The sequence below is a fragment of the Nostoc sp. genome (assembly GCF_036919615.1).
GTDB lineage: Bacteria > Cyanobacteriota > Cyanobacteriia > Cyanobacteriales > Nostocaceae > Nostoc.
On record NZ_JBALCN010000088.1, the window covers coordinates 193,369 to 210,928 of the forward strand.

General features: G+C 42.6%; 11 protein-coding genes and 1 pseudogene. 8 read left to right on the forward strand and 4 right to left on the reverse strand.

Annotated features, from left to right (window positions below):
- The first annotated feature begins 206 nt into the window (after positions 1-206).
- Complete coding sequence (locus tag V7K48_RS25045; RefSeq protein ID WP_335076388.1) at positions 207-1,925, forward strand: diflavin flavoprotein; 1,719 nt, start codon at positions 207-209, stop codon at positions 1,923-1,925.
- 121 nt (positions 1,926-2,046) lie between these two features.
- Positions 2,047-3,759, forward strand: coding sequence for a diflavin flavoprotein (locus tag V7K48_RS25050; RefSeq protein WP_335076390.1), 1,713 nt, complete (start codon positions 2,047-2,049; stop codon positions 3,757-3,759).
- Positions 3,760-4,754: 995 nt separating this feature from the next.
- On the opposite strand, the gene V7K48_RS25055 is transcribed toward V7K48_RS25050, so the two are convergent.
- A complete protein-coding gene (locus V7K48_RS25055; RefSeq protein WP_335076392.1) occupies positions 4,755-5,108 on the reverse strand; it encodes an STAS domain-containing protein in 354 nt (117 codons plus the stop codon).
- Positions 5,109-5,595: 487 nt separating this feature from the next.
- Here V7K48_RS25055 and V7K48_RS25060 point away from each other — a divergent pair, with 487 nt between their 5' ends.
- The gene (locus V7K48_RS25060; protein WP_335076394.1) at positions 5,596-6,228 is read left to right on the forward strand and encodes a DedA family protein; all 633 of its coding nucleotides are present in this window, start codon (positions 5,596-5,598) and stop codon (positions 6,226-6,228) included.
- 180 nt (positions 6,229-6,408) lie between these two features.
- Here V7K48_RS25060 and V7K48_RS25065 read toward each other — a convergent pair whose 3' ends face one another.
- The 3 genes and pseudogenes from V7K48_RS25065 to V7K48_RS25075 all read right to left on the reverse strand — a co-directional run bounded on the left by V7K48_RS25065 (position 6,409) and on the right by V7K48_RS25075 (position 12,404).
- Complete coding sequence (locus V7K48_RS25065; RefSeq protein ID WP_335076396.1) at positions 6,409-7,611, reverse strand: argininosuccinate synthase; 1,203 nt, start codon at positions 7,609-7,611, stop codon at positions 6,409-6,411.
- A gap of 262 nt (positions 7,612-7,873) precedes the next feature.
- Positions 7,874-9,340, reverse strand: coding sequence for an APC family permease (locus V7K48_RS25070; RefSeq protein WP_335076398.1), 1,467 nt, complete (start codon positions 9,338-9,340; stop codon positions 7,874-7,876).
- Between the two features lie 746 nt (positions 9,341-10,086).
- Positions 10,087-12,404: pseudogene (locus tag V7K48_RS25075) on the reverse strand (PhoX family protein).
- 481 nt (positions 12,405-12,885) lie between these two features.
- On the opposite strand from V7K48_RS25075, the gene V7K48_RS25080 reads away from it, so the two are divergent.
- From V7K48_RS25080 to V7K48_RS25100, 5 genes are all read left to right on the forward strand, one after another.
- Positions 12,886-13,848, forward strand: a complete 963-nt coding sequence (locus V7K48_RS25080; protein WP_335076400.1) for a glycosyltransferase family 2 protein — start codon at positions 12,886-12,888, stop codon at positions 13,846-13,848.
- A 177-nt stretch (positions 13,849-14,025) separates the two neighbouring features.
- The gene (locus V7K48_RS25085; RefSeq protein WP_335076402.1) at positions 14,026-14,781 is read left to right on the forward strand and encodes a toll/interleukin-1 receptor domain-containing protein; all 756 of its coding nucleotides are present in this window, start codon (positions 14,026-14,028) and stop codon (positions 14,779-14,781) included.
- 45 nt (positions 14,782-14,826) lie between these two features.
- Positions 14,827-15,822 (forward strand): hypothetical protein, encoded by a 996-nt coding sequence (locus V7K48_RS25090; RefSeq protein WP_335076404.1) that lies wholly within the window; start codon positions 14,827-14,829, stop codon positions 15,820-15,822.
- Positions 15,807-16,748 carry an AAA family ATPase gene (locus tag V7K48_RS25095; RefSeq protein ID WP_335076406.1) on the forward strand — a complete coding sequence of 314 codons (942 nt, stop codon included), beginning with the start codon at positions 15,807-15,809 and terminating at the stop codon, positions 16,746-16,748. Before V7K48_RS25090 ends, V7K48_RS25095 begins: the two co-directional genes overlap by 16 nt.
- On the forward strand, positions 16,745-17,560 hold an 816-nt coding region (locus V7K48_RS25100), incomplete at its 3' end, for a WD40 repeat domain-containing protein (protein WP_442949469.1). The genes V7K48_RS25095 and V7K48_RS25100, both read left to right, overlap by 4 nt.

The following is a 17,560-nucleotide window of genomic DNA, read 5'->3' on the forward strand; positions in this document are numbered from 1 at the left end:
AAATAGCAAAATTAAATCTTCAGTAAAATATTAAGAACAAATTAATATTTAGGATATTTATGAAGTCATATTTTTTGCTAATAAACAGCAATAATTGATACAAGTTAAATTTTCCATAAACTGATATTCATTACAACTAAAAAAAAGAATAATAGGGACAATGGGGGCAGAAGAAAAACCTGTTAATTTGCGCTCGGAGACGAATAATGGTAGCGATCGCAGAGAACGTTCAACATCGGCTAACTATACAAACTGTAGAAATTGCCCCTAACACAACGGCGATTCGCTCTCTTGATTGGGATCGCGATCGCTTCGATATCGAATTTGGACTGCAAAACGGTACAACTTACAATTCATATCTAATTAGGGGTGAACAAACAGTTTTGATTGATACTTCTCACCAGAAGTTTCGTGAGCTGTATTTAGAGACTCTAAAAGGTCTTGTTAACCCCAAAACAATTGATTACATAATTGTCAGCCACACAGAGCCAGACCATAGCGGCTTGGTGGAAGATGTCCTTCAGTTAGCTCCTAGAGCCACCGTTTTAGCCTCAAAAGTTGCGCTTCAGTTTCTGGAAGGGTTAGTCCACGATCCTTTTTCCAAGCGGGTTGTGAAAACTGGCGATCGCGTAGATATCGGCAAAGGACACGAAATCGAATTCGTGAGTGCGCCTAACCTGCACTGGCCGGATACAATCTTTAGCTTTGACCGCAAAACCCAAACCCTTTACACCTGTGATGCTTTTGGGATGCACTTTTGTGATGATCGCACCTTCGACGAAGATTTAGAAGCGATCGAAGCTGACTTTAGATTTTACTACGACTGCTTGATGGGCCCTAACGCTCGTTCTTTGGTGAATGCCATGAAGCGGATGAGCGAATTAGGGAAGATTAATATTATCGCCAACGGTCATGGTCCGTTATTATACCACCATCTAGATGTTCTGACCGGGTGCTACGAAAATTGGAGCCAAAAACAAGCTAAAGCAGAAACAACAGTTGGCATGTTTTTTGTCTCAGATTACGGGTATAGTGAGCGCATTGGTCATGCAATTGCCGAAGGTATACTGAAAACTGGGGTTGGGATAGAAGTCCTGGATCTGAGTACTGCCCAGAGCCAAGAAATCCAAGAACTAGCTGGGAGAGCAGTTAGCATCATTATTGGTATGCCCCCGACTACAAGCGCCGCCGCTCAAGCTAGTATTAGTTCGCTGCTAGCTGTCGCCAAGAATAAGCAAATGGTTGGGCTGTTTGAATGTTATGGTGGGGATGATGAACCTATTGATACACTCCGTAGAAAATTTCTTGACTCTGGCATCAAAGAAGCTTTCCCAGCTATTCGGATTAAAGACGCTCCCACCGCATCAACATTCCAGTTGTGTGAAGAAGCGGGTAAAGACTTAGGACAATTGCTGGTGCGCGATCGCAACATCAAGCAAATCAAGTCCCTCGATGTCGACATGGAAAAGGCGCTGGGTCGGATTAGTAGTGGACTGTATATAGTCACGACTAAAAAAGAAAATGTGTCAAGTGCAATGCTAGCGTCCTGGGTAACGCAAGCGAGTTTGCAACCCTTAGGATTGACAATTGCTGTTGCCAAAGACCGCGCCATTGATTCCTTAATGCAAGTAGGCGATCGCTTCGTCCTCAACGTTTTGGAAGAAGGCAATTATCAAGAATTGAAAAAGCACTTTCTCAAGCGCTTGCATCCTGGTGCTGACCGATTTGCTGGAGTGAAAACTCAAACCGCGAAAAACGGTTCTCCAATTCTAACTGATGCTCTGGCATATATGGAATGTGAAATACAGAGCAGCATGGAATGCAGCGACCATTGGATTTTATACTGCACCGTCCAAGAAGGTCGTGTTTCCAAAAACGATGGACTGACAGCCATTCGTCATCGCAAAGTAGGTAATTACTACTAAGAAAGAGGGAAGAAATAACAGGTGACAGGGGATAGAAAAGAAAACTATCCCCTGTTTCCGATGATTTATACCCTATGCCGTGTGCCCTATATCCTAATATCCCCAACTTTATCCAATAGCTATGACCAATTCCAAGCCACGCGACGTACAAGTTCTACCAATTGCTACAAATACTAAAGCTCTCAGAGCACGTAGTTGGTCACGTCTGCGGTTTGAAATTGAATATGCACTTGAAAGAGGTAGTACCTCCAATTGCTATTTAATTGAAGCTGATAAAACCGCACTTATTGATCCACCCCCAGAAAGCTTCACCGAAATTTATTTAGAGGCATTGCGGCAGACTTTAGATTTACGACGTTTGGATTATATAATCCTGGGTCATTTTAATCCCAACCGAGTTGCAACCCTCAAAGCAATTTTAGAACTGGCACCACAGGTAACCTTTGTCTGTTCTCTTCCCGGTGCGAACAATTTGCGTGCTGCTTTCCTAGACCATGATTTAAAAGTCTTGGTGATGCGGGGGAAAGAAACTCTGGATTTGGGCAAAGGTCATGTTTTAAAATTCTTCCCTATTCCCAGTCCACGTTGGCCAGAAGGACTTTGTACCTACGACCAGCAAACCCAAATTCTTTACACAGATAAGTTATTTGCAACTCATCTCTGTGCTGATGAAGTGTTTGATGATAACTGGGAAGCGCTCAAAGAAGACCAGCGTTACTACTTTAACTGCCTGATGGCTCCCCAAGCTCGTCATGTGCAATTAGCCTTGGAGAAAATATCAGATTTGCAGGTGAGAATGTATGCTGTGGGTCACGGACCTTTAGTACGCACCAGTTTAATTGAACTTACCAAAGCTTATGGAGAATGGAGTCGTGCTCACAACGAGCGCGAGATTTCCGTTGCTCTACTTTATGCTTCAGCTTACGGGAATACGGCGACTTTAGCACAAGCGATCGCTCTGGGACTGACCAAAGGTGGAGTCGCAGTCAAATCGATTAACTGCGAGTTTGCCACTCCTGATGAAATTCGGACTAACTTAGCACAATCAGACGGTTTTATCATTGGTTCTCCCACCATCGGTGGTCATGCACCAACTCCCATTCATACTGCTTTAGGGATTGTGTTATCAAGCGGTGACAACAGCAAACTCGCTGGGGTATTTGGTTCTTATGGCTGGAGTGGCGAAGCATTTGACTTAATAGAAGGTAAACTCCGGGATGCAGGATATCGCTTTGGCTTTGATACCCTGAAGGTCAAGTTTAAACCTGATGATGTCACTCTCAAGTTCTGTGAAGAACTAGGCACAGACTTTGCCCAAGCATTGAAAAAGGCTAAAAAGGTACGCTTACCACAACAAGCTGCTACTCCAGTGGAACAGGCTGTTGGTCGGATTGTTGGTTCCGTCTGCGTGGTTACAGCGAAACTTGGAGAAGTATCTACCGCAATGTTAGGCGCTTGGGTTTCTCAAGCCACCTTCAACCCACCCGGACTCACCGTTGCTATTGCCAAAGACCGAGCGATCGAATCTTTGATGTATCCAGGTGGTAAGTTTGCCTTAAATATCCTACCTGAAGGCAATCATCAAGATTACATGAAACATTTCCGTAAATCTTTCGCGCCTGGGGAAGATCGATTTGCCAACTTTAGTACAGCAGTTGCAGATAATGGCTGTACCGTCCTTACCGATGCATTGGCATATTTGGAATGCTCAGTCAAGCAACGTCTAGAATGTGGCGATCACTGGGTTGTGTATGCAACTGTAGATGAAGGTAAATTACTCAAGCCTGATGCTGTTACTGCCATCAACCATCGTAAAACTGGCACTCATTATTAAATAGTGAGACATTTAACGATATCGCGGAAGTCCCCACCTCTCTACGAGACGCTGCACGAACAACTCCTAGTCAGGTGGGGATTATGAGCGGGTGATGAGGGTAAATCAGGACTTACGCCCAGGTAACGGAAAATCGTAGAGGCATTCGCGTAGCGTCTGTCTGCGACACGCTGCGCGAACGTAGAGAAGCGCTTGCCGCAGGCTACCACAGAGTCCGCAGAGAAGCTAGTGCGCCCTTGCGGTTAAGAGACTTGTACTCCTACAGAGAAGCAAGCTACGCGCAGCGTCTCCCCGCAGGAGTTGCAACTGCCGTCAAGTGGCTTTCCCGTTGGGCACTCATAAAGAAAAACAAAGAAAACGGTTTGAGAGCTACTAAATTTATTTATGGGGATTATCTTTTTACTTTTTAATGAGTTAAATGTGATCTTGATCTTGTAACTTGATTTAACGTTTGTACTTTTGATTGAGTCTGAGTCGCGGTAGTGCCTAGCGCTACCGTCAACTTGTTGTGCGCCTAGGCTAGCAAGAACCGCAGGCATCGCCTGAATTAGCGGTTACCAAGCACCAGAATTAAATAACCTGCAACTTGGGTTACTACTTTACTGGCTTAGATAGATTGGCTGACAACAAGCAGATTCATTCATCTGCCATTGATATTACCTAGCTCAAAGCCATGAGTTTTCCTCAACCTTCTTCTTTACAGGACTTACGCACAGGTAACGGAAAATCGAACCACAGAGGACGCAGAGAAGCCAGTGCGTTGGGCGGGTTAAGAGACTTGTTCGCGCAGCGTCTCCGATAGGAGAAGCAACTGGCGCGACACGGAGGAATAAGAGTTTGAGAGGTTTTTTGCGTAAGTCCTACTCTAGACAAAATAGAAAATCAGCCTGCTAGCACCAGACTGTTATTTTTGACGATGTGAGGATATATTCAAGAATATGAAAAAATGCAAATATTGCTTGACTGTACCATCCATCTATAGGTAGATTTATTAGCTAGCCAGCTAACACCAGACTGTTATCTTTGACTGTAGTAAAAATATCTTCATAAGCGTGAAAAATTTCAAACACTGAATCTAGTTGGGTAAGTTCTAAAATTAACCGTACAGGAGCTTGCACGTTGCATAAAACCAAGCGGCAACCACTCTGACGTGCAGCTTTCAGCCCTTTCACTAAGGGAACTAACCCAGAACTGTCCATAAAATTAACTTCTGCTAGGTCGATAACCCAGAGTTGATCAGCTTGGGGCACGACTCCAGACATCTGTTCACTCAAAGTCTTACCGCCTTCCAAATCTATACTTCCTTGGGGTTTAAACAAAATCACTTGAAGTTCTTGTGTGAGAGTCATAAATTTAACAGGGTAGTTGGAACACTTGACAAAAAATTGAAAAAAGACATCAATACCTCTTTTCTTTCAACGGCAAAATAACTGTTTTACGCAGATATTTGGGCAATTGCAGTTGTGCAGTTGAGAGTAATTATTTCAGTATTCATGTCGTATAATTTGTGATAACTTTTATCAATATAGGCATAAGCGCTTAAGAATTTCGGTATCAACCGTATCTTTTACAAGATTTTCATAATTTAACTGGATATTTATAAATATTTTATAAATATTTTAATGTTTTTAGAAAAAATATGAATTTGTGCTACCTATTTCTAAAAATTGCATAGTTAATATTCAAAAATTAATAGTTACCATAGACTTGAAGCTATGGATTATTCAGAATTAAATTAATGACTTAATGACTTTATGTAGCGGTTTGATTGACACTCCGCGCAGAAACAAGCAAAGATATAATAAAAGTAAAAATTTGTAAAGACGGCGGTATGGGATGTCTTTAGAACTGATTTCACTAGAAAATATCCAAGAAGTCGCCCACAGATACGGGTATTGGGCAATTTTTTTGGGAATTTTGCTAGAAAATTTAGGCATTCCCCTTCCTGGTGAAACCGTAACCTTAGTAGGTGGGTTTCTAGCTGGCAGCGATGAACTAAATTTCTGGCTGGTTCTCGGTGATGCAATTATGGGTGCTGTAATTGGTGGCACTTGTGGCTATTGGATTGGTAGAGTTAGCGGTTGGCCTTTTCTAGTAAAAGTTGGTAGCATACTTCGGATTTCAGAAGTGCGGCTGCTGAATATTAAAGAGCAATTTAGTCAAAATTCTGCTAAAGCGGTATTTTTTGGACGTTTTTTGGCATTGTTACGAGTTTTTGCTGCACCACTAGCTGGTATAGCCGAAATGCCCTTTGGAAAATTCTTTTTATACAACTTGTTAGGAGCAGTTGCTTGGGCTAGTTTGATGGTGACATTAGCTTTCTTTGCTGGCAAAATTGTCTCTTTAGAACAATTGGTTGCTTGGGTGGGTCAATTTGCGATCGCAGCGTTACTGATCCTTGCTGCCTTAATTTTTGTCCCTCTGTGGCTAGAGTCTCGTCAAGTCAAGGAAATGAGTAGTGAAGACTGAGAGTGAGAAGTGAGGAGTGAGGAGTGAGGAGTGAGGAGTGAGAAATAAAGTGAAAAGTTATTTCTTTTAACTTTTACTTCTTGTATTTTGCATTTTTAACTCCTAACTCCTGTACAAACGCGATTAATCGCATCTCTACTTCTAACTCCTGTACAGACGCGATTAATCGCGTCTGTACTCCTAACTTTTATTTTGCTGCGACCAAATGCGAGTTGGTAGTCCCCAAACGTAGATAAAGCCTTCAGCGGCTTTGTGGTCAAATTGGTCTTCGGCTCCGTAAGTTGCTAAATCGGGAGTATAGAGGGAATTATTACTTGAACGCCCAACTATCGTAGAGTTGCCCTTGAACAACTTCACTCGCACAGTTCCAGAGACTCGTTCTTGTGTCTTGTGAATAAAGGCATCCAGTGCAACTTTGAGTGGACTGTACCACAAACCGTTGTAAACGATTTGGCTGTAAGTTTCTTCAATCCCACGTTTGTAATGGGTGACATCTGCTGTTAAAGTCAAGCTTTCTAAATCCCTATGTGCCTGAATTATGACTAACATCGCGGGTGATTCGTAGATTTCCCGCGATTTGATTCCCACCAGACGGTTTTCAATCATATCGATCCGTCCGATGCCGTGATTTCCTACCACCTGATTAAGTTGTTCAATTAGTTCAACTGGTTTTTTAGCTATGCCATTCAGGGTTGTGGGAATACCACCGTGGAAACCAATTTCGATGTACTCTGGCTCGTTGGGAGTGTCAGCGATCGCTTTGGTCATCTCATAAATTTCTTCTGGTGGCTCAAATGAGGGATCTTCGAGTAAACCAGCTTCAATGCTACGACCGAGCAAATTCTTGTCAATGCTGTAGGGAGAGGATTTTTTGACTGGTGAAGGGATACCAAACTTTTCACCATAGGCGATCGTTTCTTCACGGCTCATTCCCCATTCTCTGGCTGGTGCGAGAATCTTTAGGTTGGGGTTCAGGGCGGTGACAGAGACATCAAAGCGAACCTGATCGTTACCTTTGCCGGTACAACCGTGAGCGATCGCATCAGCACCATATTTTTCAGCGGTTTCTACTAATACCTTAGCGATCAGTGGACGGGCAAGGGCAGTTCCTAGAGGATAACGATTTTCATAAAGAGCGTTGGCTTGAATCGCTCCAAAGGCGTAATCTTTAACGAAGCTGTCTTTGACATCCGCCACTAGGGATTCACTTGCACCCGATTTCAGAGCTTTTTCTCGAATTGGCTCTAATTCATCTCCCTGACCTAAATCTGCTGCTAGGGTAATCACCTCTTCCACACCCCACTCCTTTTTGAGGTAGGGGATGCAAACTGAGGTATCTACTCCGCCAGAATATGCTAGGACAACCTTTTTGGCGCGACCCATTAATTTCTCCAATTAGGAAAACAAACAATGAGTCATTATTATATCTAAACTAATGCATGTATATTTTCTTGATGCAACAACCTATAGGCAGATTGTCAGCAAACTCAGACAGCACAATCTGTATAGGTTAATTTGTGGTTAACTCTAATCGAAGTTTGCAAATAGAGCGATCGCTTGTATATAAATAGGACTTACGCATTGACAAAAAGTTGATCATGCAGCTAATTCCCTACTTCCTATTAAGGGGCTGTACTACATTGTTCTAAATGAGGGTTTCAGCTTCATCAACGACAAATAGTCTACCTGCCCGACGAATAGCTTCGGGTTTGTGAATTTGCAGCAACCTTAACACTCCGATGCCCAGCAATAGCCAAATCAAGACGACAACTGGTGCTAAGTGAAGCGGTGCTGGTGGAGGGGGATAAAGGTTGCCAACTAGAACACTACTAATCGCGATGATCGAGAGCCAAGGTAGCAGAGTATAACGCAACCAACTAAAGCGATTCGTAGAGTTTCGCTCCAACTGAGTGCGGCGTTTTGTCGAGAAATATCGAAAACACGCCAAACTAGTCAATGCATAGATTGCTAGGGCAGCTAGCGTTATGACTGTTCCCAGAAAGGCAAACGCCTGAATCGGTGTCCACAGCATTCCCAACCCCAGCCCCACAAACGCAGAACTGCCACTCAACGCAAAAATGGCATTTGTCGGTGTGCGATAGGTGGGATGAATGTGCGCTAACCAACGGGGAAATAGTTCTTCGCGACTGATGGCATAGACAATCCGAGCAGCACCATTGAGAAAGGCAACGGCACAGCCATATCCTGCCATAATTCCGGCAAAATCAATCAATAAGGCGAACCCATTGCCCCAAATATGACGGGCGATCGTATCGAAGGGGGCAGCATCTTTGGCAAAGGCTGCCATGTTATGGATGCCATATCCCAGCGTTGCCACATATGACATTAGCACATAGAACACGCCGACTAAAACTAGGGTGATCACCGTCGCTTTCGGAATTGACTTTCGGGGGTTTTGAACTTCTTCACCCAACGTAGTTGCAGATTCAAACCCGACGAAACTGAGGATGGACAAAATCACACCGACAACCAGATTGCTGTGCTGTGGTAGCCCCGTCAGCGTGAAGGGTACTAGTGTCAGTTGTCCGGTTTTGCCAGCTTGGATAAACACGATAAGCGCAAGCAATAGACAAACGCCGAGTTCAAACATCAATAGCGTCAGATCCAATTGCAGCGAGAAGCGAATGCCGCGATAACACACTGCTCCCACGATCAAAGCGAACAAGCAGTACCATAATTTCCAGTTTAGGTGTACGCCAAACCAGTGCAGCAACAAATCTTGAAAATTCGCACTCATTACTAGAAAGACAAAGGCAATAGCTGCACCAAAGGAAATTAAACTCAACCAGCCAGCGAGAAAGCCCCAGCGCACTCCCAATCCTTGAGTCACAAAGGTATACAACGAGCCACTCGCGGGGAACTCGGCTGCAAGTATGCTGATTTGATCAGCAACTAGCAGAGCCACCCCAAAACCAATGATGTAGCACAACGGCATCGCTGCACCGACGAGTCCCGCTTGTGGAATGCTATTAAAAAAGATGGCTCCCACCGGAGACATCGCAGCGACTGCCATAACGACTGCATGGCGCAATTGCAGCGTATTGCGTTGCAGCTTTGGGGGTTCGCTCGAAGAATTTGTAGCAGGTGTCATATCCGAGGGTGGTTTATTTGCTGATACTGCTTATCATCCATCAATGGAAAAATGAGCGCAACTTATTGTCCGATCCCTGTGAGTATAGCGGTTCTCGCTTGAGTGCAGTACAGTTTTGACCTCTCTCCAAACCTCTCTCCTACGAGGAGAGAGGCTTTGAGTCTTACTTCCCTTCCCTTGTAGGGAAGGGGTTGGGGGTTAGGTCTATATTGGACTCAACTGCAAATCGCTATAGATGACACCAATTTCAAATAATTATTATTTTACTTCTCTGTCAATGCGTAAGTCCTAATATTTTTCAATAAGTCTTGACTACAGAGCTTTGAATATCAACATAAGCTGCTGCAAATAGGAAGCGAATTTGCGTAAAAGCGTATTTTAATGCAGGGAATGCATTGGGATTGCAAGGGGACGCATTAACATTGTATCGGGATGCATTGGCATTGCAGGGGGACGCATTAACAATGCGGCCGATGCCTTAACATTGTATCAAGATGCATTAACATTGTATTGAGATGCATTGGCATTGCAAGGTATTGCCAAATTTAATTTGCTACGAATTAATGAAATGCTGTAGTTAGTCAGTCTTTAAAGTTGTAACCAGCTTTCAACGAAACGATTTAGCTTGGTGATTATACAAATCATGCACACAGATAATTTATCTATGTGCATCTGTGATTGCAATTTTATATAGAATTCCAATGTAAAGAAGTTGTCATCTAATTTCTTTACACGCACAGAAAATGCTAAACAAAATTGCCAGTCCGATTCTGACGCTGGATAGCAATTACAGATGGACGAGGGACACCTGTAGGTTGACCATTGATGTTACTGGGCCAACTACTACCACGAGGTACAGTGCGAGTCTGATTGAATGTTGTACCATTCAAATCCAGTAATTCAATGCTACGACTCAAAATCGTGCCATCATTAATCGGACAATCTTCACCAGGATGCTGTACTGAAAGAATCAACGTATCTCCCACAAAAGTTGGCCCAGTCATTTCGCAACGCACTGGCCCATGGGCAAACGGCACTACATGTCCCGCATTTACACCACTGGTGGGGATAAAAAACAGCCAGTTATTACCAAAAACTCCTGTAAACTTGGAAACATCACCATTAATTTTGTGATCTATGGTGGTTGCAGTACCAGCTGCACCGATGTCAAAACCGTTGTGAGTGCCGGTAGACATATCCGTCACCCCCCAAACATTACCTTGATTGTCGAACACTTGGTTATCGACATTAGCAAAACCAGCACCATTAACCGATCCGGCTTCTCCACCTTGGGCAAATCTTTCCCAGCGGAAGCTTAAACCTGTACCATCGGCACTATCTTCAATAATCTTGTATAGTCCGCCTGACTGCTGTGTGGCATTGACATCGGTACTTACCTTAGCAACTTGGAAAATCCGCGAATCTGGATAACCGTCGCTTCCGGGCGCACCATCGGTATAAGAGATAAACACCTCTTTGGTGAAGGGATGTACTTCTAAATCTTCTGGACGGGCTGTAGGTGTTCCCCCGGCCAAGTTTGCTGCTAAGAAAGCATCACTGAGAACAGCGCCTTGGGTGGGATAGAAGTCAGATAGCTTCTTATTCTGATAATTAGGTAGTGCTGTCGCTTCGTTGGTGCGATCGCATTTAAAGATACCACCGGATTCAGTTTGACCTGCAACGCCATTGCGTTTTGGTAGTGGTAAAAATTTCACTTTTTCCTCCAACACGTTACCTTCTTGAGAAGAAATAACTGATGGTGGAATGGGATTGGTAGCAGTAGTTAAGAGTAACGGTATCCATCGACCTGTTTTGTCTGCGTTGTAATGGGCAACATACAAAGTACCACTTTCCCACAAGCAACTGTTAGCTTTACTAGTTGGTGAGGAAATAGTACCTTTACTGACAAATTTCCAGGTATGTCCACCTCGTCTGTCATCACCCATGTAGGCAACTAATTTTTTACCTGCTTCGGCGCGGATGGCGACATTTTCATGGCGGAAACGACCTAACGAAGTATGTTTGCGAGGGCGGAAATTCGGATTTACAAGGTCAATTTCGACAATCCAGCCGTATTTTTCCCCAACTAAACCAAAAGTCTTACCTATAGTATCCTTGGTGTAATCTGTCTGAGTACCATCAGGCTTAACTGTTTCTGTGACACTACTTTGGAAGTTTTCTTCAGCAGATAAAATCGTTCCCCAAGGAGTTGTACCACCAGAACAGTTGTAGGCAGTACCAATAATTTTGTTACCAAGTTTATCGGAACTAAGGTTAAATACTTCAGTTGCAGCTGGGCCAGTACTGGTTAAATAATTTTGATCACCTTGCTGGTGGCTGCGGCTTCCCCAAGAAGTAATATTTTTGTAGTTATCATTCCGTTGGCTATTAATTCCCAACCCAGAAAGACCATGAATGCGGCGATTTTTTGCATCATTGCTGACTACAGCAAAATGCTTCTTGGCGTTACGGCGAGAGACGCGAATGATTGAGCCGCCTTGGTTATATAAAAATTCCCCTTCAACTTCAATATTTTTAATGGAGGGTAAAGCCCACCCAATCACCTGCCTAAATGCGTCGGATGATGCTTTCACATCAGAGGGAGTTCCTGGTGCTAAGACAGAAAAAGGGAAACTGACGTATTCGTGATTAACCCATAAATAGCCGACATCGTTGGTTCTACCAATGGGAACAAAACCAGTGTAATCGCAGTTGTAGCCGAAATAATCATCCTTGTTGGGAAACACGCGATCGCCCCAACTTACAATTACATAACGTTCGTACTCCGGCGGCACTACCAGATCATCAATGACGTTGTAGCTACTTAATTTAACATCCGCAGATGCCTTTTCTACTTTTCCCTGACCGATTCCTGTTGGCAAGAAATTCTTTTGGTATTTATAAATTGGTAGAGGATGAGGTAAGCGCACTGGTGTAAAGCTTAGTAGCTTAGTTTTTGCTTCCGCAATGCTGGTAACACCATCCAGGATTTTATCTCCCAACACAGCAGCACCAGCACTGCCTGCAAAAATATTAAAAGTTGTCTCTGGCTAAATGTAGACATAAAAATTCCTCTATTTTAATCAGAAAAGTTTAGTACAAACAAGCTCTACTATTGACATAAAAGGCATTAGTATTTACGTAAAATTTCCTATATTTTGAATATTAGATAACTTGCTATAAAAAATAGATTATTTGCTATTAAAGTTACCTATATGCATGAAATTTTCTAAATTAGTCTTAAAATATAATCAATAAAAATTAACAACAGGTTATATCTTGATTAATTAGAATTTATCAACTGGTATTCTTTACGAAAAAAGAGTCTTGAAAAAAGTAATATGGCTTTAATCATAAATATCTGTAACTGTCAAAGCAAAATCATCCATATACAGATAATGTATATTTTCAGTATTTTGACATGGTAAATTTATATACTTATTCTTCAGTGCCCAGGAAATCTTGCATCATCGACAGATTTACCATTTCCGTAACCAGAATCAGATAAGGAACAGTGTCAGCGTCGCATCTGTCCTATCCTGGAGATGGGTAGTGTTGTGGGTGAGAGTGTGTTTTTCAGCGTTGTGATACCGACTTATAATCGCCAACCGATTTTAGAAAAGTGCCTCCGTGCATTGGAGGTGCAGGAGTTGAGTAAGCCAAGTGCAGTTTCTGGTTACGAGATTGTCTTAGTGGATGATGGTTCTACTGATGGCACATTGGATTGGTTGGCAGAACACAAAGAGGAGTTTCGCCATGTGCGATGGTTTCAGCAAGACCATGCTGGGCCAGCTGCGGCTCGGAATTTGGGGGTAGAACAGGCACTGGGAGATACAATTATCTTTATTGACAGCGATTTAGTAGTGCTGGATAATTTCTTGCAAGCTCACGCGGATGCGTTAGTGCAGGGACAGGAGAAATTAAGGAGCGATCGCTTTTTCACTTACGGTGCAGTTATTAATACTTGTAATTTCAACAATCCAACTGCTGAACCCTACAAAGTAACAGATTTTTCAGCAGCTTTTTTTGCTACTGGAAATGTAGCGATTCCCAAACATTGGCTAGAGAAAGCGGGACTTTTTGACACCAGCTTTCAACTTTATGGCTGGGAAGATTTAGAATTGGGTGTGAGGCTGAAAAAACTAAGTTTGACACTAATTAAATGTCCAGAAGCGGTTGGCTATCACTGGCATCCACCATTTAAATTAGAGCAAATTCCCCGATTGATTGACCAAGAGATTCAACGCGGACGTATGGGAGTTTTGTTTTATCAAAAGCATCCTACCTGGGAAGTGCGAATGATGATTCAAATGACTTGGCTGCATCGCTTACTTTGGGGAATTCTTTCGCTCAATGGTGCGTTAAATGAACGAACAATGGCTCCATTTTTGCAATGGTTAATTAATTTAGGTAAACCGCAATTGGCTTTAGAAATTGCCCGAATTTTTCTCAACTGGTACAACGTGAAGGGTGTCTATGAAGCCTATGCTCAAATGCAGAAAGCATAGTGATTTTGGACTTCATGTGGGCATAATTAAGGTCACAAAATATTTCTGTGATATTCAAACGAGACTGTAGATGCACCATAACCATAATCTGTAAGCGATCGCCTATTTTTTGAATTGACCCTTTAATCAGCTACCACAGTCAATTCACCTCGTCAAACTCACCTTAAAAAAGAAGTTATGTCCGTATCATCCACTGCGTCTATTGAAGTTTTCTTCTCTTACGCTCACGAAGATGAAAAGCTGCGTAATGAACTTGCCAAACAACTCAAGTTGTTAGAGAGACAAGGGATAATTTCAGCTTGGCATGACCGTCAGATTGTTGCTGGAAGTGAATGGGGAAGCGTAATTGATACCCATCTTGATTCGGCTCAAGTGATTTTGCTGCTTATCAGTCCAGATTTTCTTGCCTCAGACTATTGCTTCGATATCGAGGTGAAACGGGCGATGGAACGCCATCAAGCTGGAGAAGCCGTTGTCATTCCAGTCATTCTTCGTCCAGTAGATTACTGGCAAGAAGCTTCTTTTGGCAAGCTTCAGGCATTACCGACCAATGCTAAACCTGTGACGACTTGGGATAACCGCGATGAAGCATTTAGAATTGTCGCTCAAGGCATCCGAAAAGCTATTGAGGAACTGAGTGCCACTCCTGCCCAGTCAAATTCTACAACTGTATCAGCCACAGTTAAGACGCAAGAATCAACAGGATTGACACCTGGAGAACGTCGCCGTCTGGAAATGGAATGCAATGAAGTGCAAAATCAGTACGACTCTCTGATTGAAGAAATCCAGTTTCTCCAACAGTCTGAAAGAACAGACGATCTAAGTCCTAAAGAGCGTTTCCGGCTAAAAAAGCAGATAGAACAACTCAATGTAGAACGACAGCAACTAAGTGAGAAAATAACAAATGTGGAAAACAGACTTCAAAAACGGTAGTAATAACTTAGGCAACAAAAGGACAGCAATTGCTTAGAGAGAGAAATGACTGATGATAGAAATCTGCAACGTAGCTACAGTGAACTACAAAAAGACTACAATCTTCTGACAGAGGAGATACAGTTCTTACGTAATAGTGAGAGAACAGATGATCTAAGTCCTAGAGAGCGTTTCCGGCTGAAAAAGCAGATTGAGGAAGCTGAGGCAGAACGAGAACAAATTGGGCAGCAGCTTCAAAAACTGGAGAAAACCTTACCCTCCAATGGTGAGGAACTGTATCGTACCTTACTGAGGTTAGGCTACCGTTCGCAAGTTCGACTATTTCGTAGATTGATTGAGGTTGAGTCTGTTGCTGCTTTCTTAATTCATGGTTTACCAGATTATGGGCAACGCTGGTTATTAAATCGTTTAGTGATTCAGTATGTTCCCTATTTGCTAACTGGCAAGATTGTACCAGTCAATGTCAGTCGTAAAGTTCGCCGAAATGATGTGAGTGCATTATGGCGTGATGTCGCTGGTCGCGTTGGCTTAAGAGGAAAACAGTACACGCCCTCAGAAATTGCTGAACAAGTTTGTCAATGCTTACAGACCCAGAATCTTCTATTAGTCTTCCATGAGGTGGAAACCATGCCAGAGACTACTTTCTCTGAGCTAATCGACAACTTCTGGTTGCCATTGATCAGTAAAGTTCAAGAGCAATCATCTGAAGCCAGCAAATTTAAGTTATTAATGTTTTTGATTGACTATGGAGGTTATGTCGGAAGTTGGAAAGCCTTTGCTGAAAAAATGAATTCTAACGGGGAATCTCAAACTCTCCTTAGAACGCCGATAATTACTGAATTCTCTGATAATGATTTAATGGATTGGATGGAAGCAGAGTATAACAATCTGCCTCCTGTACTCACCGCTCAGGTTGATAATATGGTTCAAGAAATTTTAGCCAACAGCGACAATGGTATTCCTGAGCGTGTCCTGGAAACAATTTGTATACACTGCGGCTGCGATTGGTACGAGGAGTCAGAGAAATGGTTGAAACTATAATGAATCAAGGGCTGGAATATACTGGCAAAGTACAACCAAAACTAGGGGAAAAGGATAAATCTGGAAGACTGCTGTACCCCTATCTACCTAACGACGAGTTAATCGAAGTTATTAAGCTGATGATTCAGCTAGAACGTCCATTATTACTTAAAGGTGAGCCAGGATGTGGTAAAACAAGGCTTGCCTATGCGGTAGCCTATGAGTTAGGTTTGCCATTTGAAACTTGGTATATTAAGTCAACTAGTCGTGCTAAAGATGGTCTTTATACCTATGATACAGTCGGGCGTTTGCGTGATGCTCAACTCGCGGCTGGAAAAATGATTAAAGATGAAGATATTTATCGGATTAGCAATCCTACAACTTATGTGAAATTGGGACCAATTGGTCGAGCCTTTAAGAACGAAAAACGAACAGTAATCTTGATTGATGAAATTGATAAGGCAGATATTGATTTTCCCAATGACCTACTTTTAGAACTAGATGAGTCTCGATTTCAAGTAGAAGAAACAGGTGAGACATTACAAGCTAAAGTTAAACCGATTATTTTTATTACCAGTAATGATGAGAAAGATTTACCAGATGCTTTCTTGCGTCGTTGCTTATTTCACTATATAGAGTTTCCTAGTAATGAAAGATTAGTAGAAATTATCCAGCAATTTTTTCCGACCACTTCAGAAAGTTTAGCAAAAAAAGCGGTAGATCGTTTTGAACAACTTCGGGAGGAAATGAAGAAAGATAAAGGGAATTCAGGGAAAAAAGTTAGTACGAGTGAACTGATTGATTGGTTCAATATTCTTCATCATCATCATGAAGATGAAGCACTGCAAAAGTTGGAGGGCAAATTACCTTACCCTGGTGTATTGTTGAAAAGTTGGGACGATCATCGCCGTTACCTGGCTCGTATGGGGGGTAAGGGTGAGGCATGACAACCGATGAATTGCCCTTGATAGAACTGTTTACCAGGCTACGTCAGGCAGGTTTACCCTTGGGAATGAATGAGTATCAGCTTGTGTTACAGGCTTTGCAGTCTGGATTTGGTCTTCCTAATCGGGAGGCTTTGGCGCAACTGTGCTGTACTCTCTGGATCAAATCGGCGGAAGATAAGCTGCTGTTTAATTATCACTTTGAAGAGGTGATGGCTGAAGAGGTTACGCGAGTGATAGACGAAGATAAAGCTATCCTAGCAACGGTTAAATTGTCGCCTGTAAATCTTAAAGCAGAATTACCCAAATACCCTATCATTGCTCTGTGGCAAAACATTTCTCTTCCTACTCGCTTGGCATTAGGAGCAACACTCGTTATGGTGACTGGGATCGCTTTGTGGTCAGTCATACCCAAGAAAGAGTGTCCTTACTTTACCAGTCAACCCAAAGAATTTGTCGGAGAAGATAAAAAATATCACTATGAAATCAAAGTCTGCAAAACGAATCCAACTGATAAGGTGGAAATCAAAGCGATACAAAAGCATCCCCTGCTAAAGTTTCAGGATAGATACGATGGAACTGCTATTTTAACAGGCTCGAATCAAGCTATTGATTATTCCATTGTTAGTTTATGGGATATTCAAGGCAAACAGTTAACAAACTTTGGCAATCTCAACAATATTAGGGACATTAGCTTCAGCCCCGATGGGCAGCGTCTGCTCACGAAATTAGATGACGAGACGGCTCGTTTGTGGGACATTCAGGGCAAACAGTTAACAAACTTTGGCAATCTCAACAATATTAGGGGCATCAGC

Bases quoted from the DNA above. Each gene is read 5' to 3' on its own strand.
- V7K48_RS25095 (WP_335076406.1), top strand. From the start codon at position 15,807: ATGGTTGAAACTATAATGAATCAAGGGCTGGAATATACTGGCAAAGTA.
- V7K48_RS25050 (WP_335076390.1), top strand. From the start codon at position 2,047: ATGACCAATTCCAAGCCACGCGACGTACAAGTTCTACCAATTGCTACA.
- V7K48_RS25085 (WP_335076402.1), top strand. From the start codon at position 14,026: ATGTCCGTATCATCCACTGCGTCTATTGAAGTTTTCTTCTCTTACGCT.
- V7K48_RS25080 (WP_335076400.1), top strand. From the start codon at position 12,886: ATGGGTAGTGTTGTGGGTGAGAGTGTGTTTTTCAGCGTTGTGATACCG.
- V7K48_RS25070 (WP_335076398.1), bottom strand. From the start codon at position 9,340: ATGACACCTGCTACAAATTCTTCGAGCGAACCCCCAAAGCTGCAACGC.
- V7K48_RS25065 (WP_335076396.1), bottom strand. From the start codon at position 7,611: ATGGGTCGCGCCAAAAAGGTTGTCCTAGCATATTCTGGCGGAGTAGAT.
- V7K48_RS25060 (WP_335076394.1), top strand. From the start codon at position 5,596: ATGTCTTTAGAACTGATTTCACTAGAAAATATCCAAGAAGTCGCCCAC.
- V7K48_RS25090 (WP_335076404.1), top strand. From the start codon at position 14,827: ATGACTGATGATAGAAATCTGCAACGTAGCTACAGTGAACTACAAAAA.
- V7K48_RS25045 (WP_335076388.1), top strand. From the start codon at position 207: ATGGTAGCGATCGCAGAGAACGTTCAACATCGGCTAACTATACAAACT.
- V7K48_RS25055 (WP_335076392.1), bottom strand. From the start codon at position 5,108: ATGACTCTCACACAAGAACTTCAAGTGATTTTGTTTAAACCCCAAGGA.